Below are 22,071 nucleotides of genomic sequence, written 5' to 3' on the forward strand. Positions count from 1 at the left end.
GTCTCACCCGGGCTCCGCGGGCCGCCAGGCAGCACCCGTCACGCAGTAGGAGAACGGCAGCCGCGGCCCGTTCTGCGGCAGCGTCGTCCGCCGGTAGGGACCCAGTTCGAATCCGGCGTCCCGCAGTGCGCCGACCGTGTCGCGGGTGAGCCGGCAGCCGCCGGCCAGGTGCGGCCACACCGTGCGGTCCAGCGCCCGCTGGGCGAACTGCATCGCCGGGCCGCCGCCCGGTCCGTGCTCGAAGAACCGCACCTCGCCCCCCGGCCGCAGCACTCGTCGGAGCTCGGCGAGGGCACGCGGCACGTCCCGCACGCTGCACAGCACCAGCGAGAGCACCGCCGCGTCGAACGCCTCGCTCTTGACCGGCAGCGCCTCGGCCGCCCCCGGCACCACGTCCACGGGCACGTCGGCGCGCAGGGCGGCCTCCAGTGCGGACTGCCGCATCCGACGCTCCGGTTCGATCGCGACGACCTCCGCCACGCCGGCCGGGTAGTGCGCGAAGTTCAGCCCGGTACCGGCGCCGATCTCGATGACCCGGCCCGAGAGCCCGGCGAGCAGCCGGTCCCGCACGCCGGCCAGGCCCGCACGGGTCTCCGCGGCCGCGCCCACCATGGCGTAGCAGCGAGCGAACAGCGGATGGCGGACGGCGTCACCGGGCACCCTGCCGGGACCGGAGCCGGAACCGTGGCTGAAGCCGATCGACCGTAGCGGCATGGCGACCTCCGGGTGGGACGGGCCTGTCGGGATTCTCCCCCGGACGAGCCCGTCGCACCCCCCGCGAGCCCGACGCGGCGCTCGGGCTCGCGCCTTACCGGATGAAGTCGCGCACCTTTTCGTATACGCCGTGGTCGTTGTTCATGTCGTTGTGCGAGATGCATCCGACGCCGACGTTGGTCGCCCCGCTCAACAGCGCCGAGGAGTCCGGGTCGACGGCCGCGTCGCAGTTCGACCAGTACGTCGCGTAGTTCACGCTGCCGGGCGTCTCGTCACCGGAGTTGAGCGAGGTGACGAACGAGCTGCCGGTGACCATCTCGGCGCACGAGGTGTACAGCCAGGCGCACCACCCGGCCACCGAGGTCCCGTGGTTGGTGCCCGCGACGGAGACGAAGTCGTCCACGGAGGCCGTCCCGCCGAGGTTCTTGAGGTAGTAGCGGGAGCTGAGCGCGCCCATCGAGTGGACGATGACGTCGACCTTGCTGGCGCCGGTTCTCGCCAGGACTCTCTTGATCTCGGTGGACAGCTGTGCGGCGGTGGTGGCGTTGGACTGGGACCAGCTGTACGTCCACGCGTCCAGCTCGGCGGCCGTGTAGCCGTCGGCCTTGAAGTCGGCGACCCAGTCGTCCCAGCTGCCGGAGTCGCTGCTGATGCCGTGCACGAAGACGATCGGGTCGTGGGTCGCCGCGTGGGCCGCGGGGGCGGAGAAGGACAGTGACAGAAGGAGCGAAGAGACCGCGGCCGTGAGGACCGCGGCGATGCGACGCTTGTGGCGCTGCATGGTGCCTCCTGAAACGGGTGGGGTTGCCAGGAGTGTCCGATCGGGTCTACGCGCGCCGCATCGGTGAAATCGCCGGTCTTTACGGTTCAAGTAACCCGCCAGTAACGTCATGTGTGTGGTGACACCGGTGAACCCCCCACCTCTTGACCGCACTTCGCCACCCGCACCACCGGACGCCCGCCCCCGTCCGGTGGCCGCGCTGCCCGAAGGCGTCCGCGTGCGCGTGCTGCGTCTCGTGCACGGCGACCAGCGGGCCGCCGCCGAACTCGCGGCGCGGCTGACCGAGCGTCAGGCGGCCGGCCTCGACCCCCTGCCGGCCGAACCCGCCGACCTCGCGCCCGGGACGCTGCGCGCCCACCGCCGGGAGGTGCGGGCGCTGCCGGACGACACCCGCCTCGTGCTGCTGCTGGCAGCGGCCGACCAGTATCCGGTGGCCACGCACGCCTTCCTGCGGGCGGTCGCCGCCGTGCGCCTGGACACCCGGCCCCTGGAGGCCGCCGAGGCGGCGGGCATCGCGTACGCCACGGCCGGCGGGGTCGGCTTCCGGGACGCCTGGACCCGGATCGCCGCCTACGAGACGGCCTCCCCGGCCGACCGGCGCGACGCGCACCGACTGCTCGCCCGAGTCCTGCACGGCCGGGCGGAGGCGCCCCGGCGGTCCTGGCACCGGGGCGCGGGCGCGCTCGGCCCGAGCGGCCGGCTCACCGCGGAACTGGCGGCGGCCGCCGCCCGGGCCCGCACCGGCGGCGACCCGGCGCTCGCCTGCGCCCTCGCCGAACGCGCCGCCGCCCTCTGCACGGACCCCCGCGAACGGTCCCGGCTGCTCGCCCACGCGGCGGCCGACGCCTGGCACGCCGGCGAGGGCGACCGCTCCCGCAGGCTGGCCGCCCGCACGGACGCCGACGCGGTGACCGGAGTCCTCGCCCTGCGCACGGGCCAGGCGGCCGAGGCCTTCGACGCGCTACTCGCGGGAGCCACCCGCGCCGCAGAACCTGGCACCACGCGGACCGCCCGTGCGGCCGGCGCCGCAGAACCTGGCACCACGCGGACCGCCCGTGCGGCCGGCGCCGCAGAACCCGGGAGCACGCGGACCGCCCGTGCGGCCGACGCCGCCGAACCCGGGAGCACGCGGACAGCCCGCCCCGCCCGCCCCCCGGCCCCGGCCACAGCCCCGGCCACAGCCCTTGCCCCGATCCCGGCCCCGGCCTCGGTCCCGGCCTCGGCCTCGGTCCCGGCCTCGGCCTCGGTCCCGGTCCCGGCCTCGGTCCCGCCCTCGGCCCCGGTCCCGCCCTTGGCCTCGGCCCCCGCCCCGCCCTCGGCCTCGGCCCCGGTCCCGCCCTCGGCCCCGGTCCCGCCCTTGGCCTCGGCCCCCGCCCCGCCCTCGGCCCCGGCCCCGCCCTCGGCCTCGGCCCCGCCCTCGGCCTCGGCCCCGGCCCCGCCCTCGGCCCCGGCCCGGGCCCCAGCCCCGATCCCGGTCCCGGCCACGACCTCGGCTCCAACTCCGGCCCCCGCTCCGAAGCCCTACGCGGGGCTCGTCGAGCCAGGGGCGGACGGCCGTGGGGACGTCAGCGCCCCCGCTGCCGAGGTCGCGCAGCCGGCCCGTACCGCCCTGGTCCCGAGGAAGTTCGCGACCGCGGCCCTCAGCGGCAGCCCGGCCGCCGGGCTCGTCGAGCCGGGCGCGGACGGCCGTGACGACGTCGCCGCCCGGCCGGATCGAGGGGAGCCCGCAGCCTCCGCAGACGCGGCCGCCGCGTCTGCCCAGGCACGGACCGGCGGGGCCGCCGGGGCACGGACCGCGGCATCCGCCGTTGCCTGCACCGCCACGTCCGCCGATGTCCTTGCGGCCGGGGCCGCCGATGCCCGGGCCGCCGGGGCCGTCGGGGCGGGGATCGGCGGCGCCGTTCTCGTCGCCCGCGCCGTCGCCGCTCCGACCGACTCGGCCGTCCACCTTCTCGCCCGGGCCGCCGAAGCCGCCGTCTACACCGGTGACCTGCGTCGATGTCGTGAAGCGGTGCTGGTGGCCCGGGGGTGCGGCATCGACCCGCCCGGGGTGTTGGGCGGCCTCGCGGCGGCCGTCGACGGGCGGTACGAGGACGCGCGGAACCTGCTGGAGGCGACCGCGGGGCGGTGCGGGCCGGGCGGCGACCCCACCCTGCTGGTCCACGCGGGCATCGCCGCCCTGATGCTCGGCGACCACACCCGTGCCGCCACCGCCACCGTCCGGGCGGCCGCCGCCGCCCGCGCCCGGGGCGTCACCGTCGTCGTGTCGCAGGCCATGGAGTTCCGCGCCTACGCCGACTTCTGGACCGGCCGTCCACGCGCCGCCGAGGCCGCCGCCCTGGACGGTCTGCGCCAGGCGTACGCCACCGGACAGGACAACGGCGCCTGCCATCTGCAGGCGGCCCTCGCGATGTTCGCCGCGCTCACCGCCGACGCCGACCTGTGCCGTGAGCGGGCCGCGGCCGCCCGCTCGTACGCCCTCGCCCACGGTCTCGGCCTGCCAGCGGCCCTCGCACAGTGGGCGCTCGCCTTCCTCGACCTCGGCAACGGCCGCTACGACGCCGCCGCGGCCAGGCTGCGCGCCCTCGCCGCATCGGGGCCCGGACACGGCCACCGGGCCATCCGCCACCTGGCCACCCCGCACTACGTCGAGGCCGCCGCCCGCACCGGAGACACCCGCGTCGCCCGGACCGCGCACGCCGACTACGACCGCTGGGCCCGCGCCGTCGGCAGCCCCGACGAACTGGCCCTCAGCGCCCGCTGCCGGGCCCTGCTCACCCCCGGCGCCGACGCCCTCGTGCACTACGGCACGGCCCTCGACCTGCATGCGGACGGCACCCGCGTCTTCGAACGCGCCCGCACAGAACTGCTGTTCGGCAGCGCCCTGCGCAGACTGCGCCGGCGCACGGAGGCCCGCGACCGGCTGCACAGCGCCCTGCAGGCGTTCGAGTCCTTCGACGCCCCGCACTGCGCCGAGGCCGCCCGCGCCGAACTCCGCGCGCTCGGCGCCCCCGCCGCCCCTGCCACGACCCGCGGCGGCGAACGCCCGACGACGCCCCTGACCGCCCAGCAACTGCTGATCGCCCGCATGGCCGCCGACGGCGCCACCAACCGCGAGATCGCCGCCCGCCTCGCCCTCAGCCCGCGCACCATCGACCATCACCTGCGGGGCGTCTTCACCCGTCTGGGCATCCGCTCCCGCATCGACCTGGTGCGGCTGCTGGAGGACGAAGGCGGCCGCTGACACACCGCGGCCGTCCGCCGGCTCCGGCCCTGTGGCCTCTCGTTCGGATCAGGCCGGCCCGCGGGCCCGTGCACCGCGCCTCGCCGCGTCGTCGGTCGCCAGGGCTCCGCCCCGACTCCCTCCTCCGCCTCGCGATCCACGGCACCGGACCCCGCTCCTCGATCCGGCCCGATCCGAACGGAAGACCCTAGGCGCCCGAACCCGTCCGCTCCCGGAAGGCCTCCGCCTCCCACGTCCCGTCCAGCCGCGGCGCCAGCCAGCCGCGTGCCGCGACGCGGAAGTCGGCGGGTGCGAGCGCGCCGGATCCCGCGGGCAGCGCCCCCAGCAGCGGGGCGCCGGCCGCCTCCGGCAGGTCCGCGACGTTGCAACGGGACGCCAGATCGGGTGAGTCGGGCCAGCTGCCGATGACCACGCCCAGCAACTCCAGCCCCCGGGAACGCAGTTCACGAGCCGTCAGTTCCGTGGTGTTCAGCGTTCCCAGCCCGGCCGTGGCCACGACCAGCACCGGCGCCCGCAGCGACTGCGCCGCGTCGGCCAGCGTCCCGCCCGCCTCGTCGAACCGCACGAGCAGCCCGCCCGCCCCCTCGACGAGCACCAGGTCGTGCTCCGCGGCGAGTTTCTGCGCCGCCTCCGCCACGTCCTGCGGCCGCACCGGCGCCATGCCCGCCCGCCGCGCCGCCGTCCCCGGCGCCAACGGCTCGGGGTAGCGGGCCAGTTCGGCCGTGGTGAGCGGCCCGGCGAGCCGCGCGACCTCGTCGGCGTCCCCGCGCTCGTCCGGTCGTACGCCGGTCTGCGCGGCCTTCAGCACGGCCACGGACCGGCCCGCCGCCAGCGCGGAGGCGGCGACCGCGGCGGTCGTGACGGTCTTGCCGACCTCCGTGCCCGTTCCCGTGATCACCAGGATCGGCATGCTCATCCCTCCCGCGCCGCGGCGCACACCGCGCGCGCGATTCGTGCCACGTCCACGTCACCGGTGACGTACGGGGGCATCGTGTAGATCAGGTCGCGGAACGGCCGCAGCCAGACGCCCTCGCGCACCGCGGCGTCCGTGGCGGCCTTCATGTCCACGGCGTGGTCGAGCTGGACGACGCCGATGGCGCCGAGGACGCGTACGTCCTTCACCCCGGGGAGCGCCGACGCCGGCGCCAGCCCGTCCCGCAGCCCGGCCTCGATCCGCTTGACCTCCGTGAGCCAGTCCTGGCCGAGCAGCAGCTCGATCGAGGCACAGGCGACGGCCGCGGCGAGCGGGTTGCCCATGAACGTCGGGCCGTGGGCCAGCACCGGCACCTCGCCCCGCGAGATCCCGTCGGCGACCCGGGACGTGCACAGGGTCGCCGCCATGGTCAGGTAGCCGCCGGTCAGCGCCTTGCCGACGCACATCACGTCGGGCGTCACCCCGGCGTGCTCCGCCGCGAACAGCGCGCCCGTGCGGCCGAACCCGGTGGCGATCTCGTCGAACACCAGCAGTACGTCGTGTGCGTCGCACGCCTCGCGCAGCACCCGCAGATACCCGGGGGAGTGGAACCGCATCCCGCCCGCGCCCTGCACCACCGGCTCCACGACGACCGCGGCCAGTTCGTGGGCGTGCCGCTCGATCGCCGCCCGCAGCAGGTCGGCGTACGCCTCCTCGTACTCGGCCGGCGGCGGGTCGACGAAGAGCTGCCGGGGCAGCACTCCGGTCCACAGCTCGTGCATCCCGCCGTCGGGGTCGCACACGGACATCGGCTGCCAGGTGTCGCCGTGGTAGCCGCCCCGCCAGGTAAGCAGCCGGTGCTTGCCCGGGCGACCCAGCGAACGCCAGTACTGCAGGCACATCTTGACCGCGACCTCGACCGAGACCGACCCCGAGTCGGCGAGGAAGACATGCTCCAGACCGTCGGGCGACATGTCGACAAGGAGCTTCGCCAGCCGGACGGCGGGCTCATGGGTGAGCCCGCCGAACATCACGTGACTCATCCGCCCCAGCTGCTCGCGCACGGCCTCGTTGAGCACCGGGTGGTTGTAGCCGTGGATCGCCGACCACCACGACGACATGCCGTCGACCAGCTCGCCCGAGCCGTCCGCCATCCGCAGCCGCACCCCGCTCGCCGACTCCACGACCAGCGGGTCGACCCGCCCGGGCATCGGACCGTACGGATGCCACACATGCCGCCGGTCGAGTTCCAGCAGGCCGGGCACGCCGAGCGGCGAGGGCTCAGGCATTGGGCGCGAGATCGGTGCCGGCGCCACGGCGGCGAACGGCGACCAGATCGGTACGGGCCTCGCCTGCTGCCGACGCGGCCACCGCGGGCGAGGCGGCCGCCGGGGCGGACCCGCAGACGCCGCCCTCGTGCGAGCCGCACCCGCCGTCCTCGTGCGAGCCGCACCCGGAGGACTCCTGCGAGCCGCAGCCGCCGCCCTCGTGGGACCCGCAACCCGCGCCCGCCGTCGCCGCCCGGTGCTCGGGCAGGGTGACCTCGCCCGCGCCCTCCACCTCGAACCCGGCGTCCGCGATCATCTCCAGGTCGGCCTTGCCGGCCTGGCCCTCGGTCGTGAGGTAGTCGCCGAGGAAGATCGAGTTCGCCAGGTGCAGGGCGAGCGGCTGCATGGTGCGCAGATGCACCTCGCGGCCGCCCGCGATGCGCACCTCGACGTCCGGGCACACGAACCGGACCATCGCCAGGATCCGCAGGCAGCGCTGCGGGGTGAGGTTCCACTCCTTGGCCAGCGGGGTGCCCTCGACCGGGATGAGGAAGTTGACCGGCACCGAGTCCGGGTCCAGCTCGCGCAGCGAGAAGACGACGTCGACCAGGTCCTCGTCGGACTCGCCCATGCCGGCGATCAGCCCCGAGCACGCCGACAGGCCCGCCGCGTGCGCCTTGGTGACCGTGTCCACCCGGTCGGCGTAGGTGTGGGTGGTCGTGATGTCCCCGTAGGTGCTCTCGGAGGTGTTGAGGTTGTGGTTGTAGGCGTCGGCGCCCGCCTCGCGGAGCCGCTCGGCCTGGCCGTCCGAGAGCAGGCCGAGGCAGGCGCACACCTCGACGCCCTCGTTCTGTTCCTTGATCGCTTTGATGGTGCCGGCCACGCGGTCGACGTCCCGGTCCGTCGGACCGCGTCCGGACGCCACCAGGCAGACGCGCTTGGCGCCGCCCGCGAGACCTGCCGCCGCGGCCTGGGAAGCCTCGTCGGGCTTGAGCCAGGTGTACTTCAGGATCCCGGCCGTGGAGCCGAGCCGCTGAGAACAGTAGGAGCAGTCCTCGGGGCACAGCCCCGACTTGAGGTTGACGAGATAGTTGAGTTTCACCCGGCGCCCGAACCAGTGCCGGCGCACCTTCCCGGCCGCGGCCACCACGTCCAGCACGTCGTCGTCGGAAGTGGCCAGGACGGCCAGAGCTTCCTCGCGGGTCGGCAGCTCGCGCCGAAGCCCCTTGTCCACCAGCGTGTTCAGCAGGTCCATGAGAGCCGATCCTGTCCTACGCACCCGCTCCGGGCCAAGGTAGGGATCGCACAACACACCCGGTTCGACGTGTGGGTATTGCCACACCGTGGGCAGCCATGGCTGCCGCTAGTGTCTGTCCGCTACCTACAAAAGCCCCGGAGGACGCATGGCTTTCGGCTGGATCGACGAACAGGCGGAGCTGCGCCGCCGGGCGGGACTCGTGCGGACGCTGCGGCCCCGCCCGGCCGACTCGCCGCTCCTCGACCTCGCGAGCAACGACTACCTGGGTCTGGCCCGTCATCCCGAGGTGGTGGAGGGGGCCGCCGCGGCGGCCCGGACCTGGGGCGGCGGCGCCACCGGCTCCCGGCTCGTCACCGGCACCACCGAACTGCACGGCGAGCTGGAGCGGGAACTCGCGGAGCACTGCGGCTTCGAGGCGGCGCTCGTCTTCTCCTCCGGGTACGCGGCCAACCTCGCCGCGGTCACCGCACTGGCCCCGCACGGCTCGCTGATCGTCTCCGACGCGGGCAACCACGCCTCGCTCATCGACGGCTGCCGGCTGGCCCGGGGGGCCACCCAGGTCGTCGCGCACGCGGACGCGGACGCCGTGCGCAAGGCGCTCGGCACCCACGACGGCCCGGCCGTGGCCGTCTCCGACACGGTCTTCTCGGTCGACGGCGACGCCGCACCGCTGGCCGCCCTGGCGGCCGCCTGCCGGGAGCACGGCGCGGGACTGGTCGTCGACGACGCCCACGGGCTCGGCGTGCTCGGGGAGGGCGGACGGGGCGCCGCGTACGCGGCGGGTCTCGCGGGCGCCGACGACGTCGTCGTCACGGTCACGCTGTCCAAGTCCCTCGGCAGCCAGGGCGGCGCCGTGCTGGGACCCGCGCGCGTGATCGACCATCTGGTGAACGCGGCCCGCACGTTCATCTTCGACACGGGTCTGGCCCCGGCCGCGGCGGGTGCGGCGCTGGCCGCCCTGAGGCTGCTGCGGCGCGAGCCCGGGCGCGCGGCACGCGCGCGTGGGGTGGCGGGCGAGCTGTACGCGCGTCTGACGGCCGCGGGGCTGGAGGCTGTGCGTCCGGACGCGGCGGTCGTCTCCGTGCGGGCACCGTCCCCGGAGGGGGCCGTGCGGTGGGCGGCGGACTGCCGGTCGGCAGGCCTTGCCGTGGGGTGCTTCCGTCCTCCCTCCGTGCCCGACGGCATCTCACGGCTCAGGCTCACCGCCCGGGCGGACCTCTCCGGGGCCGAGCTGGAACGCGCTGTTCGGGTGATCGGCGAGACACGACCATGAGTCGGCGTGGCACGGCCGTGGGTCGCCGCTGACCGGGAGCCGTCTGCGCCGTCGTGGTCAGCGCAACGCCGAGGTGAAGCCCGTCCAGCTCTCGGGGGAGAAGAGCAGGGCGGGTCCGTCCGGGTCCTTGGAGTCGCGTACGGCGAGCAGACCGGCCCAGGGGCCCAAGGCCGGCCGGGCGGTCTCGACGCAGTTGTTCGCCCCCGTGCTGTAGCTGCTGCGCAGCCAACGCACCTGCGGGAGATGATCGGAATCGGTACTGGAAGGTACGTTCCGCGGTACTGCGGACATGGTGCCTCCTTACGCGCCGTCGGCCAGCGCGGCGAGGTAATCCGATGAGTCCTCGGGCGAAAGGGCGTGCGCCCGAAGGGCGTTGAAGGCCTCGGTGTAGGCCTGGAGGTCTTCTTTCCGTTCGAGATAGAGGCTACTCGTCAAGTGGTCGAGAACAACCACATCCAGATCAGAAGTGCGCGAAAATGAGAAGATGACGAAAGGGCCGGTCACGCCGATGTGCGCCCCGGCCGCGAAGGGCAGTACCTGCAGCCGCACCTGGGGCAGTCGGGCGGCCTCCACGAGCCGTCCGAGCTGGCGTGCCATCACCTCCGGCCCGCCGACCTCCCGCCGCAGCACCGCCTCGTCCAGCACCGCGCTCAGCTCCAGCGGCGGCTGCGCGCGCAGCACGTCCTGCCGGGCCAGCCGCACCTCCACCAGGGCGTCGACCTGCTCCTCCTCCACCCCCTCCACCGCCGCGCTGGTCACCGCCCGCGCGTACTCGGGCGTCTGCAGCAGCCCGGGCACCACGCTCGTCTCCAGCGTGCGCATCGCGCTCGCCTGCGACTCCAGGCTGATGAAGTCCCGGTAGGCGGGGGGCAGCACCCCGCGGTAGGCGTGCCACCAGTGGTCCCGGCCACCGCCGCCGTCGTCGCCCGCCAGGGCCAGCATCAACTCCCGCAGCCGCGGGTCGGCCACTCCGTAGACATCGAGAAGTAACCGCACATCGGCTGGTTTCGATCCACTGGTGCCGGTCTCGATGCGGCTCACCTTGGATTGATGCCAGCCCACGAGCCGGGCCGCCTCACCGCTGGTGAGGCCCGCCTGGGCGCGTAGACTGCGCAGTTCGGCACCCAGCTTCCGGCGGCGCACCGCGGGACCGTGCTGCATGGGCTCCTCCTTGCTCCTGACGGGCCGGCCGCACACGCTCTGCCGGCGCAGAGTTCACCGCATCGGGCGACAGATATATGCATATCTTGGTGGATCGCCACCCGTGACCGACGTGGTGATGGCAGTCTGGCGAAGAAGCACCGGTCGGGACCGTACTCGAACCACACGCACCGTGTCGGACTCCGGTCCCGTGGGAAAGGGACGACGTCGCCATGGCAGATCACCTGGAAGCATCCGTCACTCTGCCGAGCGATCCCGCCTCGGTCTCCACGGCCCGCGGATTCGTCGCCGACACCCTCGTGGAGTGGGGTCTGCCGGCGGACGCCGAGACGGCCGACACCGTCCGTCTGATCGTCTCGGAACTGGCCACCAACGCCGTACAGCACACTTTCGGGCAGTCACCCACCTTCACGGTGGACCTCGTCCTGGACCGTGACGAACATTTGAGCATCGGTGTCACCGACAGTCACCCGCGTTTCCCCCAACGACTGCCGGCCGCCGTCCAGCAGGACAACGGCCGAGGCATGGTGATCATTCGCTGGCTGACCGCGGAGAGCGGCGGCAAGCTCAGAGTGCGGCGCACCCGGGAGGGCGGCAAGACGGTCCTCGTCGAACTGCCGTGGACCGTTCCGGCGGCGGAGCCGGTGGCCGGAGCGCTGACGGCTCCGGCCGAAGGCGAGATCCCGGGGCGGTGACGGCGCGTCAGGACGCCGTCCGTCGCCCCGGGAGGCTCAGCGGACCCGACGGCTCAGCGGACCCGGCCGTACCAGACGCTCTTGGTCCAGATCTTCTGCAGCTTCACCACGTCGCCGGTCTTCGGCGAGTGCCAGATCTTGCCCTTACCCGCGTAGATCCCGACGTGGTACACGTTCGACCCCGAGTGGAAGAAGACCAGGTCGCCCGCCTTGCGGCTGGACGCCCTGATGTGCTTGGTCTTGTTGTACTGCTGGGCCGCCGTCCGGGGCAGGCTCTTGCCGGCCTTCTTGTACGAGTACAGCGTGAGCCCGGAGCAGTCGAACCTCTTCGGCCCGGTGGCCCCGTACTTGTACGGGGCGCCCTTCTTCGAGGCCGCGATCTGGAGCGCCTTCGTCGCCGGTGTGGCGGCCGCGGCATCGGAGGCGAGCCCCGGGACCACGACCGAGCCGCCCACGGCGGCGATGGCGAACGCCGAGGCCGTACCGGCCCGGGCCATGAGCGACGGGACACGATTGAGCGCAGTCATGCGCAACCCTTCGTCAGCCGCCTGTGAAGGATGACCTGTCGGATTCGGGCTGGCGAAGTTGCCCGGCCGCGTGTGCGGCTTCACCCCAAGGGCTGCTCGGCACGGTCATGGCGTGACCGTTCCGGCGACCCGTCGTGCTTGGGTCCTCCACTCCTGCCGATGCACTTCTGTCGACCGGTCATCCGGGCGGCGGCAGGACTCGGCGTCCGCCCGGACCGCCCCGCCGCTTGTGGCGGGGGCTTGTCGTCAGTCAGGGATCTTGGCTCACCGATGTCCGAAAATCCCAACGGAACCGGGGATTTGTGGGGTTACTCACCACTCACCCGTTCGGGTGGACACCCTGATGGCCGATCAGGAGTCAAGGCGGCCACAGGGCCCCGGACCAGCATCGGAGCCCTCAGTTCCGCTCGAAAAGCGCCGTTTTGACGCAACTCGGCGGGCCCGGAAGACCAACGGCCGCTACTCCGAACGGGGGTAACCCGTCTGGTGCGTTTCAACTCCGGCCCGGACCTCGCGCTCGGGGTGCGATCGGTCCGGGTCGGAGACGGGTCGCCTCAACTGTCGGAGAGCGGAGGCAGCGTGACGCGCGCCGTGCGGCGCTCCCCGTCCAGGACGCGCAGCGCCCGCGCGAGCGTCGGCGCGTGCAGCTCGCTCTCGCCGCGCTGGTGCATCAGTGTGAGCGCGTCGCGCAGCGCCGTCACCTTGCCCACCAGCGCCTGGGCCGCGCGCAGTCCACCGTAGGTGTCGCCGTGGCGGGCGGGGTTGATGCGGCCGAGCAGGTCGACCACGTCCAGGTAGCCGTCGATCAACTCGGCCTCGGCGCGGGTCAGGGCGGGCAGCGGCGGCAGTTCGGGCACCATCGGCGGCTCACCCCCGGCCCAGGGAGCCGGCCGAGCCCGTGCGGCCGGCGACGATCCCGTCCACCAGGCCGTACTCCACGGCCTCCCGGGCGGTGAGGAGCCTGTCCCGCTCGATGTCCGCGGTGACCTGCTCCGGCGTCCGCCCGGTGTGCCGGACGAGCATCGCCTCCAGCGTGGTCCGGGTCCGCGCCAGCTCGTCGGCCTGGACGGCGAGGTCGTCGGCCTGTCCCTCGACGGGCTCGGGCAGCGACGGCTGGCGGATCGTCATCCGAGCGCCCGGCAGCGCGAACCGCTTGCCCGGGGTGCCCGCCGCCAGCAGCACCGCGGCGGACGCGTCCGCCCGGCCCAGGCAGGTCGTCCCCACGTCGCAGGTGACGTACCGGATCGTGTCGTAGAGGGCCGTCATCGCGCTGAACGAGCCGCCGGGGGAGTTGATGTACAGCGAGATGTCCCGGTCCGGGGCCTGGTGCTCCAGGTGCATGACCTGGGCCATGACGTCGTTCGCCGACGTGTCGTCGACCGGTGTCCCCAGGAAGACGATCCGCTCCTCGAGCAGCTTCGAGTACGGATCCGTCGTCCGGTAGCCGGAACCCGTGCGTTCGCCGAACTCGGGCAGGACGTGGCGGGCGGACGGTCGGTGCATGGGTGCCCCCTCCTTCTGCGTCTGGCGCATCTGTAAAAAATGTACAGGACGTACGTCACGTTAGAATGGGGGTATGGCCTACGAGATTCCGGTGACGCAAGCCAGGGCTGAACTCGCCGACCTGATCAACCGCGTGGTGTACGGCGGTGAGCGCGTCGTCGTGACCCGGCACGGCAAGCCCCTGGTCGCCGTCGTCTCCGCCGCCGACCTGGAGCGACTCGACGAACTCGACAAGCCGTCGGAGGAGCCGGTGATCAGCTCGGTCACCGCCGTGCGCGAGATCGCGTCCGCTCCCCGCGAACAGCACCGCTTCGGGGTCACGGCGGAATACCGCGGCCCGAACCCGTCATAGCCCCGCCGCCGGCAGCCGCCGCGGCCGGCGGCCCGGCGTCCGCTGCCCGCGGCCTAATGTCCGCGGCCCGGTGCCCGCCGCCTGACGTCCGTTGCCCGGCGCCCTGAGCCGCGGTCTGACGCCTGCTGCCCGGTGCCCTGCGCCCGCGGCCTGGCGTTCCGCTGCCTGATGTCTGCTGTCCTGCGTCCCGCGGCCTGGCGTCCGCGGCCTGGCGTCCGCGGCCCGGGCGCCCGCTGCCGGATGTCCGCTGTCCGGCGTCCTGCGGCCTGCGCTTGCGCCCGCGGCCCGGTGCCCGCCCCCTGACCCCCGTTGCCCGGTGTCCGTCGCCTGGCGGCCTGCGCAGCCGCCCGCTGCCCGGTGCCCGCGGCCCTGCGCCCGCGGTCCTGCGCCCGCGGTCCTGCGCCCGCGGCCTGACGCCCGTCGCCCTGCGCCGCTGCCCGGCGTCCGCCGCCTGGCGTCCACTGCCCGCCGCCCGCCGCCCGTTGCCCGGTGTCCGCGTGTCCGTCGCCTGGCGCCTGGCGCCCGCGGTGGAGGCTGCCGGGGCGGCTCGGGGCACTCCGGGTGCGGCCCCGGGGGCGACGGCCTCCGCGCCGTATACGGTCCCGTTCCCGACCCGTTTCCGACCCCGTTCGCGACGGGCTGTGGGCTGTCGCATCGTCGGCGCGGGGGTGGATCCCCGCGGCGGCCTCGGGCCGGCCGCGGCGGCGAGAGCCGGGACGGCCGGGGGCGGGGCAGTCCCGTCGGCGGCTCCTCGGGCAGTGGTCCGGAGCCGAGCGGGGGATGGTTCGCCAACGCCGGTCCCGCCGGGCCGGGGCGTCGTGCGAGGGCCTGGGCGTCGACGGGCGTGTCGCTCCCGCCGACGGCGACCTGAATCGATCACAGCTTGGTTAACTTGCTCGAAATGCGGTCCAACTAGCCTGCCGATCCATGCCACCAGGGGCTTTCCCCCGTGGCCGCGGCAACCGGGCCCCGCACGGTCCGGAGCGAGGATGTGAGGTGGGACGTGCAACTGACCCCGCACGAGCAGGAGAGGCTGCTGATCCACGTGGCGGCGGACGTCGCAGAGAAGCGCCGGGCCCGCGGGCTGAAGCTCAACCACCCCGAGGCGGTGGCCCTCATCACGTCGCACATCCTCGAGGGCGCGCGTGACGGCCGCACGGTCGCCGAGCTCATGTCCTCCGGCCGCAAACTGCTCACCCGCGACGACGTCATGGAGGGCATCCCCGAGATGATCCACGACGTGCAGGTCGAGGCCACCTTCCCGGACGGCACCAAGCTCGTCACCGTCCACGACCCGATCGTCTGACGGGGGCAGGTCATGATTCCGGGAGAGATCCTCTTCGCCGAGGACGCGATCGTCTACAACGAGGGCCGGGAGGTCACCCGCCTCACCGTCCTCAACGCCGCCGACCGGCCCGTCCAGGTCGGTTCCCACTACCACTTCGCCGAGGCCAACCCCGGCCTGGAGTTCGACCGCCGGGCCGCCCGCGGCAAGCGGCTGAACGTCGCCGCCGGCACCGCCGTGCGCTTCGAACCCGGGATCCCCGTCGACGTCGAACTCGTCCCGCTGGCCGGCGCCCGTGTCGTGCCCGGGCTGCGCGGAGAGACCGGAGGTGCCCTCGATGCCTGAGATCTCGCGTCCCGCCTACGCCGACCTGTTCGGCCCGACGACCGGCGACCGCATCCGGCTCGCCGACACCGACCTGCTGATCGAGATCGAGGAGGACCGCTGCGGCGGCCCCGGACTCGCCGGCGAGGAGGCGGTGTTCGGCGGCGGCAAGGTCATCCGCGAGTCCATGGGGCAGTCGCGGGCCACGCGCGCCGACGGCACGCCCGACACCGTCATCACGGGTGCGGTCGTCGTCGACCACTGGGGTGTGGTCAAGGCCGACGTCGGCATCCGCGACGGGCGGATCACCGGCATCGGCAAGGCCGGCAACCCCGACACGATGGACGGGGTCCACCCGGACCTGGTGATCGGCCCGGAGACCGAGATCATCGCCGGCAACGGGCGGATCCTGACGGCCGGCGCGGTCGACGCGCACGTCCACTTCATCTGCCCGCAGATCGCCGACGAGGCGCTGTCCGCGGGCGTCACCACGCTCGTCGGCGGCGGCACCGGGCCGGCCGAGGGCTCGAAGGCGACCACCGTGACGCCGGGGCCCTGGCACCTCGCGCGCATGCTGGAGGCGATGGAGAGCTACCCGCTGAACATCGGGTTCCTGGGCAAGGGCAACACCGTCTCGCAGGACGCGATGCTGTCGCAGATCCGGGGCGGGGCGCTGGGGCTGAAGCTGCACGAGGACTGGGGCTCGACCCCGGCCGTCATCGACGCCTCGCTGACCGTCGCCGACCGGACCGGCATCCAGGTCGCCATCCACACGGACACCCTCAACGAGGCCGGGTTCGTGGGCGACACGCTCGCGGCGATCGCCGGACGCGGCATTCACGCCTACCACACCGAGGGTGCGGGGGGCGGGCACGCGCCCGACATCATGACCGTCGTCTCCGAGCCGCACGTGCTGCCGAGCTCGACGAACCCGACGCGCCCGTACACGGTGAACACCGCCGAGGAACACCTCGACATGCTGATGGTGTGCCACCACCTCAACCCGGCGGTGCCGGAGGACCTGGCGTTCGCCGAGTCCCGGATCCGGCCGTCGACGATCGGGGCCGAGGACGTCCTGCACGACCTCGGCGCCATCTCGATCATCTCCTCCGACGCCCAGGCCATGGGCCGGGTCGGCGAGGTCGTCCTGCGGACGTGGCAGACGGCGCACGTGATGAAGCGACGCAGGGGCGCGCTGCCGGGCGACGGCCGGGCCGACAACCAGCGCGTCCGGCGCTATGTCGCCAAGTACACGATCAACCCCGCGCTCGCGCAGGGGCTGGCCCGTGAGATCGGCTCGGTCGAGACGGGCAAGCTCGCCGACCTGGTGCTGTGGGAGCCGGCGTTCTTCGGTGTCAAGCCGCATCTCGTCATCAAGGGCGGGCAGATCGCGTACGCGCAGATGGGCGACGCCAACGCCTCGATCCCCACGCCGCAGCCGATCCTGCCGCGTCCGATGTACGGCGCGATGGGCCGGGCGCCCGCGTCGAACTCGTTCAACTTCGTGGCGCCGCTCGCGATCGAGGACGGCCTGCCGGAACGGCTGCAGCTCGGCAAGAAGTTCGTCGCCATCGACTCCACGCGCGGTGTGACCAAGGCGGACATGCGGGAGAACGACGCCCGCCCGCGCGTCCGGGTCGACCCCGACAGCTTCGCCGTGCACATCGACGGGGAGCTCGTCGAGGCGACTCCGGCCGCCGAACTGCCCATGGCCCAGCGCTACTTCCTGTTCTGAGGACATCGGTGTGACAAGGGCAGCACTTCTCGTCCTGGCCGACGGCCGCTTCCCCGCCGGAGGGCACGCGCACTCCGGCGGCGCGGAGGCGGCGGTGAAGGCGGGCCGGATCACCGGCGCGGCGAGCCTGGAGGCCTTCTGCCGGGGGAGGTTGCACACGACGGGGCTGGTGGCGGCCGCGCTGGCCGCCGCGGCGGCCGCCGGGGCCGATCCCGCGGAGCTGGACGCCGCGGCCGACGCCCGCACCCCGTCCCCGGCGCTGCGGGGCGCGGCGCGGCGGCTGGGCCGGCAACTGACCCGGGCCGTCCGCGCGGCCTGGCCGAGCACCGAACTGGACGCCCTGGCCCTGCGGTTCCCCAAGGGCGCCCATCAGCCGGTGGTCCTGGGACTGGCGGCACGAGCGGCCGGGCTCGGCGCGGAGGACGCCGCGTACTGCGCGGTGTACGAGAGCGTGAGCGGACCGGCCACCGCCGTGGTGCGGTTGCTGAGTCTCGACCCGTTCGAGGCGACGGCGGTGCTGGCCCGGCTGGCGCCCGAGCTGGACCGGGTGGTCGACCGGGCCGTGTCCTGCGGGACGGCCGTGCCGACGCAGGGCGTCGACGCGCTGCCGGCGGCGTCCGCGCCGCTGCTGGAGATCGGGGCGGAGGTGCATGCGGCCTGGCCGGTACGCCTGTTCGCCTCCTAGGGCCTCTCGTCGGGATCAGGCCGGGCTGATCCGGTCTGATCCCGACGAAAGACCCCGGACCCATCCGCGGCGCGGACCGCCGACGGCCGCGGCCGCCCCGGCCGCGGTCCCCTCCAGCGCCAGCCGCGCTTCCCCCCACCCGGGGCCCGCGGCGCCCCCAGAACCCCCGCTTCGGCCCTGAACGGGCCTCGTCCTCAAGCGCCGGACGGACAGTACAGTCCCGTCCCGGCTGAACAGGAGCCGTTGTGCACCTCGACCACACCCATGACGGACCCGCCGCCGTCAGCGCCGACGCCCGTCGGCCCGACGGCGCGCGGCGCGCCCTGCGGATCGGGCTCGGCGGGCCCGTCGGGTCCGGCAAGACCGCCACCGTGGCCGCTCTGTGCCGGGCCCTGCGTGACGAACTGTCCCTGGCTGTCGTCACCAACGACATCTACACCCGGGAGGACGCCGAGTTCCTGCTCCGTGAGGCCGTGCTGCCGCCCGAGCGGATCACAGCGGTCGAGACGGGCGCCTGCCCGCACACCGCGATCCGCGACGACATCTCCGCGAACCTCGAAGCCGTGGAGGACCTCGAGGAGGCCGTCGGGCCACTCGATCTCGTGCTCGTCGAGTCCGGTGGGGACAACCTCACCGCCACCTTCTCCAAGGGGCTCGTGGATGCACAGATCTTCGTCATCGACGTCGCCGGCGGGGACGACATCCCGCGCAAGGGCGGACCCGGTGTCACCACCGCCGACCTGCTCGTCGTCAACAAGACCGACCTCGCGCCCCACGTGGGCTCCGACCTCGCCCGCATGGCGGCCGACGCGAAGGCCCAGCGCGCCGAACTGCCCGTGATCTTCCAGTCGTTGCGCGGTGACGGCGGCGTCTCGGACGTCGCCGCCTGGGTGCGGGCGCAGCTCGCCGCCTGGACGGCGTGACATGAGCGGGGTGCGCGCCACCGCGCGGATCGAGGCGAGGAGCGACGGACGCGGAGGGACCGCGCTGCCCGTCCTCGAGAGCGACGGGCCGCTCGCCCTGCGGCGCACCAGGGGGGCCGGCGCCGAGGCCCGCGTCATGCTGGTCGGCGCGATGAGCGGCCCCCTCGGCGGTGACCGTTTCGCCGTCGAGGCGGACGTCGGCGGCGGCGCCCTGCTGCGGGTGGGATCGGCCGCCGCCACCATCGCGCTCCCCGGACAGGCGAAGGGCGACGCCCGCTACACGGTGCGCCTCACCGTCGCCGAGGGCGGCGAACTGCTGTGGCTGCCCGAGCCGTTGATCTCGGCGCAGGGCAGCGACCTGGTGGTCGCCACCCGGGTCGACCTCGATGCCGGGGCCCGGCTCGTGCTGCGCGAGGAGCAGGTGCTCGGGCGCGTGGGGGAGGAACCCGGGCGGCTCACCAGCCGGTTGGCCGTGCGGGTCGCGGGCCGGGTCGTCCTCGACCAGGAACTGGCCTGCGGTCCCGGCGCGCCCGGCGGCTGGGACGGCCCCGCCGTTCTCGCGGGACATCGCGCGGTCGGCCAAATCGTCGTCGTACGGCCGGAGTTCGCCGAGCAGGCGGTGGCGGCACGGACTATCGGGGAGCACGCCTGTGTCATGCCGCTGGCCGGCCCGGCCGCGCTGGTGACCGCCGTCGCGCCCGACGGGTTGCGCCTGCGCCGGGTGCTGGACGAGGCGCTCGCGGACCTCGCCATCCGGTGAGCGGTACTTTCTTTTCCGGTTATCGGATTGGCAAAGAAGGTCAACGACACCTTTTCTCAGGCACCTCACAGCCGCGAGGATCCCCATGCCGCCATAACCAGGTAGGGGGAGTTCCCACTTGAAGGACATACGACCGAACAAGCGCATCGCTGCGCTGGGCTCGGCGGGCGTACTCGTCACCGCGACCCTGATCGCCGGCGCCGTCGCGGCGCCGACGGCAGCCGCGAGCAGCGGGCGTCCGGGGCAGGACCGCGAGGCCAAGGGCGTCGCGATCGCTGCCGCACGCGCCGCCAAGGCGGGCGTCGACTGGCAGGACTGCCCCGCGGACTGGGGCCTGGAGAAGCCGATCAAGTGCGGCTGGGTCACCGTTCCGCTCGACTACGCCAAGCCGAACGGCAAGCAGATCAAGCTGGCCGTGGACCGCATCGGCAACACGGGCACGGCCAAGGAGCGCCAGGGCGCGCTCGTGTACAACCCCGGCGGCCCGGGCGGCTCGGGCCTGCGCTTCCCGCGCCGCGTCACCACCAAGGCCCCCCTGTGGGCCAACGTGTCCAAGGCCTACGACTTCGTGGGCTTCGACCCGCGCGGCGTCGGCCACTCCGCGCCCATCTCCTGCATCGACCCACAGGAGTTCGTCAAGGCGCCCAAGGCGGACCCGGTCCCGGACAACGAGGCCGACAAGCTCGCGCAGATCAAGCTCGTCCGCGAGTACGCGGACGGCTGCTACGAGCGCAGCGGCGAGATGCTGCCGCACATGACCACGCCGAACACCGTGCGCGACCTGGACGTCATCCGTGCCGCCCTCGGTGAGAAGAAGCTCAACTTCCTGGGCGTCTCCTACGGCACCTACATCGGCGCCGTGTACGGCACCATGTTCCCGGGCCACGTGCGTCGCATGATCGTCGACAGCGTGGTCAACCCCTCTCGCGAGAAGATCTGGTACGAGGCCAACCTCGACCAGGACGTCGCGTTCGAGGGCCGCTGGAAGAACTGGCAGGACTGGGTCGCCGCCAACGACGCGACCTTCCACCTCGGCACCACCCGCGCCGCCGTCCAGGACAAGTGGCTCCAGCTGCGCGCCACCGCGAAGAAGAACCCCATCGGTGGTCTCGTCGGCCCGGCCGAGCTGATCTCCTTCTTCCAGAGCGCCCCGTACTACGACTCCTCGTGGGTCCCGGTCGCGACCGTGTTCAGCAAGTACTTCGCCGGGGACACCCAGGCGCTCGTCGACGCGGCCGCCCCCGACATGACGGACACGGCCGGCAACATCTCCTCGGAGAACGGCGTCGCCGTCTACACGGCCGTCGAGTGCACGGACGCCAAGTGGCCCACCAGCTGGCGCAAGTGGAACAACGACAACACGCGGCTCAACAAGGACTACCCGTTCATGACCTGGGCCAACGCCTGGATGAACCTGCCGTGTGCCTTCTGGCCGGTCAAGCAGCAGACGCCGGTCGAGGTCAGGACCCACAAGGGACTGCCGCAGGTGCTCATCGTGCAGTCCGAGAACGACGCGGCCACCCCGTACGACGGAGCCGTCGAACTGCACAAGCGTTTCAAGGGTTCCCGTCTGATCACCGAGAAGGCCGCCGGCTCCCACGGCGTGACCGGACTGGTCAACACCTGCATCAACTCCCGTGTGGACTCCTACCTCCTCACCGGGAAGCTGGACCGGGCGGACGTGACCTGCGCGCCGCACGCCACGCCCAAGCCGTAACCACGGCCGACAGCGGATGAGGGGCGGCCGGAGTGATCCGGCCGCCCCTCGGGCTTTCTTGACGTGGCGTCAGCGCGCGGTCGCCGTCAACTCAGCGGAAGCTGCGGAAACCTGCGCTTCTTCTGCGCGGCCGCGGCCTTCTCCGCCTTCGCCGCGGCCTCCTCCGCCTTGGCGACGGCCGCGTACTGGTCCACGTACTCCTGCTCCGACAACGTCAGGATCGCGTACATGATCTCGTCGGTGATCGCCCGCAGCACCGCCTTCTCGTTCTCCATCCCCAGATAGCGGGAGAAGTCGAGCGGCTCGCCGAAGCGGATCACCACGGGGTGCAGGGTCGGGATCACCTTGCCGGGCGGCTGTGCCTCGAACGTCCCGATCATCGCGCAGGGAATGACGGGGACCCGGGCCTTCAGGGCCATCACCGCGACGCCGACCTTCCCCTTGTAGAGGCGGCCGTCGTGCGAGCGGGTGCCCTCCGGGTAGATGCCGAGCAACTCGTCCTTGGCGAGCACGCCCAGGCCCTCGCGGATCGCCGCCTGACCGGCCTCCTTGCCGGACCGGTCGACCGGGATCTGGCCGGCGCTGCGGAAGAAGGCCGCCGTCAGACGGCCCTTGAGGCCGGGCCCCGTGAAGTACTCGGCCTTCGCGAGGAAGGTGATGCGGCGCCTGAGGATCGCGGGCATCAGGAAGTGGTCCGAGAACGACAGGTGGTTGCCCGCGATGATGGCCGCTCCCGAGTCCGGCACATGCTCCAGACCCTCTATTCGGGGCCGGAAGAGCAGTCTCAGCAGCGGCCCCAACACCACGTACTTCAGGAGGTAGTAGAACAAAGAGAGTCGCTCCTCGTGTCCGGCGGATCGGCTCGCCGCCGTGTTCCAGCAGGTCAACCGGCATGGCGTGGGGTGTCAGTGTAGGGGCAGGCGGCGACGGCCGAAACCGTGCAGATCCGGCCC

General features: G+C 73.4%; 22 protein-coding genes and 1 riboswitch. Of the genes, 11 read left to right on the forward strand and 11 right to left on the reverse strand.

The window, feature by feature from the left end; genetic code table 11:
• Positions 1 to 3: 3 nt before the first annotated feature.
• Positions 4 to 714, reverse strand: a complete 711-nt coding sequence (locus tag ACZ7DE_RS22390) for a class I SAM-dependent methyltransferase (RefSeq protein WP_470763823.1) — start codon at positions 712 to 714, stop codon at positions 4 to 6.
• A 94-nt stretch (positions 715 to 808) separates the two neighbouring features.
• Positions 809 to 1,495, reverse strand: coding sequence for an esterase/lipase family protein (locus tag ACZ7DE_RS22395; protein ID WP_470763825.1), 687 nt, complete (start codon positions 1,493 to 1,495; stop codon positions 809 to 811).
• A 109-nt stretch (positions 1,496 to 1,604) separates the two neighbouring features.
• Here ACZ7DE_RS22395 and ACZ7DE_RS22400 point away from each other — a divergent pair, with 109 nt between their 5' ends.
• Complete coding sequence (locus tag ACZ7DE_RS22400) at positions 1,605 to 4,739, forward strand: helix-turn-helix transcriptional regulator (RefSeq protein WP_470763827.1); 3,135 nt, start codon at positions 1,605 to 1,607, stop codon at positions 4,737 to 4,739.
• 187 nt (positions 4,740 to 4,926) lie between these two features.
• Here ACZ7DE_RS22400 and bioD read toward each other — a convergent pair whose 3' ends face one another.
• The 3 genes from bioD to bioB are packed head-to-tail and all read right to left on the reverse strand — an operon-like array spanning position 4,927 to position 8,175.
• Positions 4,927 to 5,649, reverse strand: a complete 723-nt coding sequence (gene bioD / locus ACZ7DE_RS22405) for a dethiobiotin synthase (RefSeq protein WP_470764249.1) — start codon at positions 5,647 to 5,649, stop codon at positions 4,927 to 4,929.
• A 2-nt stretch (positions 5,650 to 5,651) separates the two neighbouring features.
• A complete protein-coding gene (locus ACZ7DE_RS22410) occupies positions 5,652 to 6,941 on the reverse strand; it encodes an adenosylmethionine--8-amino-7-oxononanoate transaminase (protein ID WP_470763829.1) in 1,290 nt (429 codons plus the stop codon).
• On the reverse strand, positions 6,934 to 8,175 hold the full coding sequence (gene bioB, locus ACZ7DE_RS22415) for a biotin synthase BioB (protein WP_470763831.1): 1,242 nt from the start codon (positions 8,173 to 8,175) through the stop codon (positions 6,934 to 6,936). Before bioB ends, ACZ7DE_RS22410 begins: the two co-directional genes overlap by 8 nt.
• Before the next feature lie 148 nt (positions 8,176 to 8,323).
• On the opposite strand from bioB, the gene ACZ7DE_RS22420 reads away from it, so the two are divergent.
• A complete protein-coding gene (locus ACZ7DE_RS22420) occupies positions 8,324 to 9,451 on the forward strand; it encodes an 8-amino-7-oxononanoate synthase (protein ID WP_470763833.1) in 1,128 nt (375 codons plus the stop codon).
• Between the two features lie 57 nt (positions 9,452 to 9,508).
• Here the strand turns inward: ACZ7DE_RS22420 and ACZ7DE_RS22425 are convergent, their stop codons facing one another.
• Both ACZ7DE_RS22425 and ACZ7DE_RS22430 read right to left on the reverse strand, forming a co-directional pair.
• Positions 9,509 to 9,742, reverse strand: a complete 234-nt coding sequence (locus ACZ7DE_RS22425) for a DUF397 domain-containing protein (protein ID WP_470763835.1) — start codon at positions 9,740 to 9,742, stop codon at positions 9,509 to 9,511.
• Positions 9,743 to 9,751: 9 nt separating this feature from the next.
• The gene (locus ACZ7DE_RS22430; protein ID WP_470763837.1) at positions 9,752 to 10,612 is read right to left on the reverse strand and encodes a helix-turn-helix domain-containing protein; all 861 of its coding nucleotides are present in this window, start codon (positions 10,610 to 10,612) and stop codon (positions 9,752 to 9,754) included.
• A gap of 212 nt (positions 10,613 to 10,824) precedes the next feature.
• Between ACZ7DE_RS22430 and ACZ7DE_RS22435 the strand changes: the two genes are divergently transcribed.
• On the forward strand, positions 10,825 to 11,307 hold the full coding sequence (locus ACZ7DE_RS22435; protein WP_470763839.1) for an ATP-binding protein: 483 nt from the start codon (positions 10,825 to 10,827) through the stop codon (positions 11,305 to 11,307).
• 53 nt (positions 11,308 to 11,360) lie between these two features.
• On the opposite strand, the gene ACZ7DE_RS22440 is transcribed toward ACZ7DE_RS22435, so the two are convergent.
• The 3 genes from ACZ7DE_RS22440 to ACZ7DE_RS22450 form a co-directional block, all read right to left on the reverse strand.
• Positions 11,361 to 11,834, reverse strand: coding sequence for a C40 family peptidase (locus ACZ7DE_RS22440; protein ID WP_470763841.1), 474 nt, complete (start codon positions 11,832 to 11,834; stop codon positions 11,361 to 11,363).
• A gap of 3 nt (positions 11,835 to 11,837) precedes the next feature.
• A riboswitch (cyclic di-AMP (ydaO/yuaA leader) is annotated at positions 11,838 to 12,008 on the reverse strand.
• A gap of 380 nt (positions 12,009 to 12,388) precedes the next feature.
• Complete coding sequence (locus ACZ7DE_RS22445; RefSeq protein WP_470763843.1) at positions 12,389 to 12,694, reverse strand: hypothetical protein; 306 nt, start codon at positions 12,692 to 12,694, stop codon at positions 12,389 to 12,391.
• 7 nt (positions 12,695 to 12,701) lie between these two features.
• Positions 12,702 to 13,337, reverse strand: a complete 636-nt coding sequence (locus ACZ7DE_RS22450) for an ATP-dependent Clp protease proteolytic subunit (protein WP_470763845.1) — start codon at positions 13,335 to 13,337, stop codon at positions 12,702 to 12,704.
• A gap of 73 nt (positions 13,338 to 13,410) precedes the next feature.
• Here ACZ7DE_RS22450 and ACZ7DE_RS22455 point away from each other — a divergent pair, with 73 nt between their 5' ends.
• From ACZ7DE_RS22455 to ACZ7DE_RS22490, 8 genes are all read left to right on the forward strand, one after another.
• Positions 13,411 to 13,689, forward strand: coding sequence for a type II toxin-antitoxin system Phd/YefM family antitoxin (locus ACZ7DE_RS22455; protein ID WP_470763847.1), 279 nt, complete (start codon positions 13,411 to 13,413; stop codon positions 13,687 to 13,689).
• Between the two features lie 1,003 nt (positions 13,690 to 14,692).
• The gene (locus ACZ7DE_RS22460) at positions 14,693 to 14,995 is read left to right on the forward strand and encodes an urease subunit gamma (protein WP_010988499.1); all 303 of its coding nucleotides are present in this window, start codon (positions 14,693 to 14,695) and stop codon (positions 14,993 to 14,995) included.
• A 12-nt stretch (positions 14,996 to 15,007) separates the two neighbouring features.
• Positions 15,008 to 15,319 carry an urease subunit beta gene (locus ACZ7DE_RS22465; RefSeq protein WP_470763849.1) on the forward strand — a complete coding sequence of 104 codons (312 nt, stop codon included), beginning with the start codon at positions 15,008 to 15,010 and terminating at the stop codon, positions 15,317 to 15,319.
• Entirely contained in the window at positions 15,312 to 17,033 is a 1,722-nt protein-coding gene (locus tag ACZ7DE_RS22470; RefSeq protein WP_470763851.1) for an urease subunit alpha, read from the forward strand. Before ACZ7DE_RS22465 ends, ACZ7DE_RS22470 begins: the two co-directional genes overlap by 8 nt.
• A gap of 10 nt (positions 17,034 to 17,043) precedes the next feature.
• Complete coding sequence (locus ACZ7DE_RS22475; protein WP_470763853.1) at positions 17,044 to 17,718, forward strand: urease accessory protein UreF; 675 nt, start codon at positions 17,044 to 17,046, stop codon at positions 17,716 to 17,718.
• A 245-nt stretch (positions 17,719 to 17,963) separates the two neighbouring features.
• Positions 17,964 to 18,641: an urease accessory protein UreG gene (gene ureG, locus ACZ7DE_RS22480; protein WP_470763855.1), complete on the forward strand. Its 678-nt coding sequence runs from the start codon at positions 17,964 to 17,966 to the stop codon at positions 18,639 to 18,641.
• Position 18,642: 1 nt separating this feature from the next.
• Entirely contained in the window at positions 18,643 to 19,401 is a 759-nt protein-coding gene (locus tag ACZ7DE_RS22485) for an urease accessory protein UreD (protein ID WP_470763857.1), read from the forward strand.
• A 118-nt stretch (positions 19,402 to 19,519) separates the two neighbouring features.
• Positions 19,520 to 21,118, forward strand: coding sequence for an alpha/beta hydrolase (locus ACZ7DE_RS22490; protein ID WP_470763859.1), 1,599 nt, complete (start codon positions 19,520 to 19,522; stop codon positions 21,116 to 21,118).
• Between the two features lie 86 nt (positions 21,119 to 21,204).
• On the opposite strand, the gene ACZ7DE_RS22495 is transcribed toward ACZ7DE_RS22490, so the two are convergent.
• A complete protein-coding gene (locus ACZ7DE_RS22495) occupies positions 21,205 to 21,948 on the reverse strand; it encodes a lysophospholipid acyltransferase family protein (protein ID WP_470763861.1) in 744 nt (247 codons plus the stop codon).
• Between the last annotated feature and the right edge of the window lie 123 nt (positions 21,949 to 22,071).

The sequence above is a fragment of the Streptomyces sp. NPDC037083 genome (assembly GCF_055606485.1).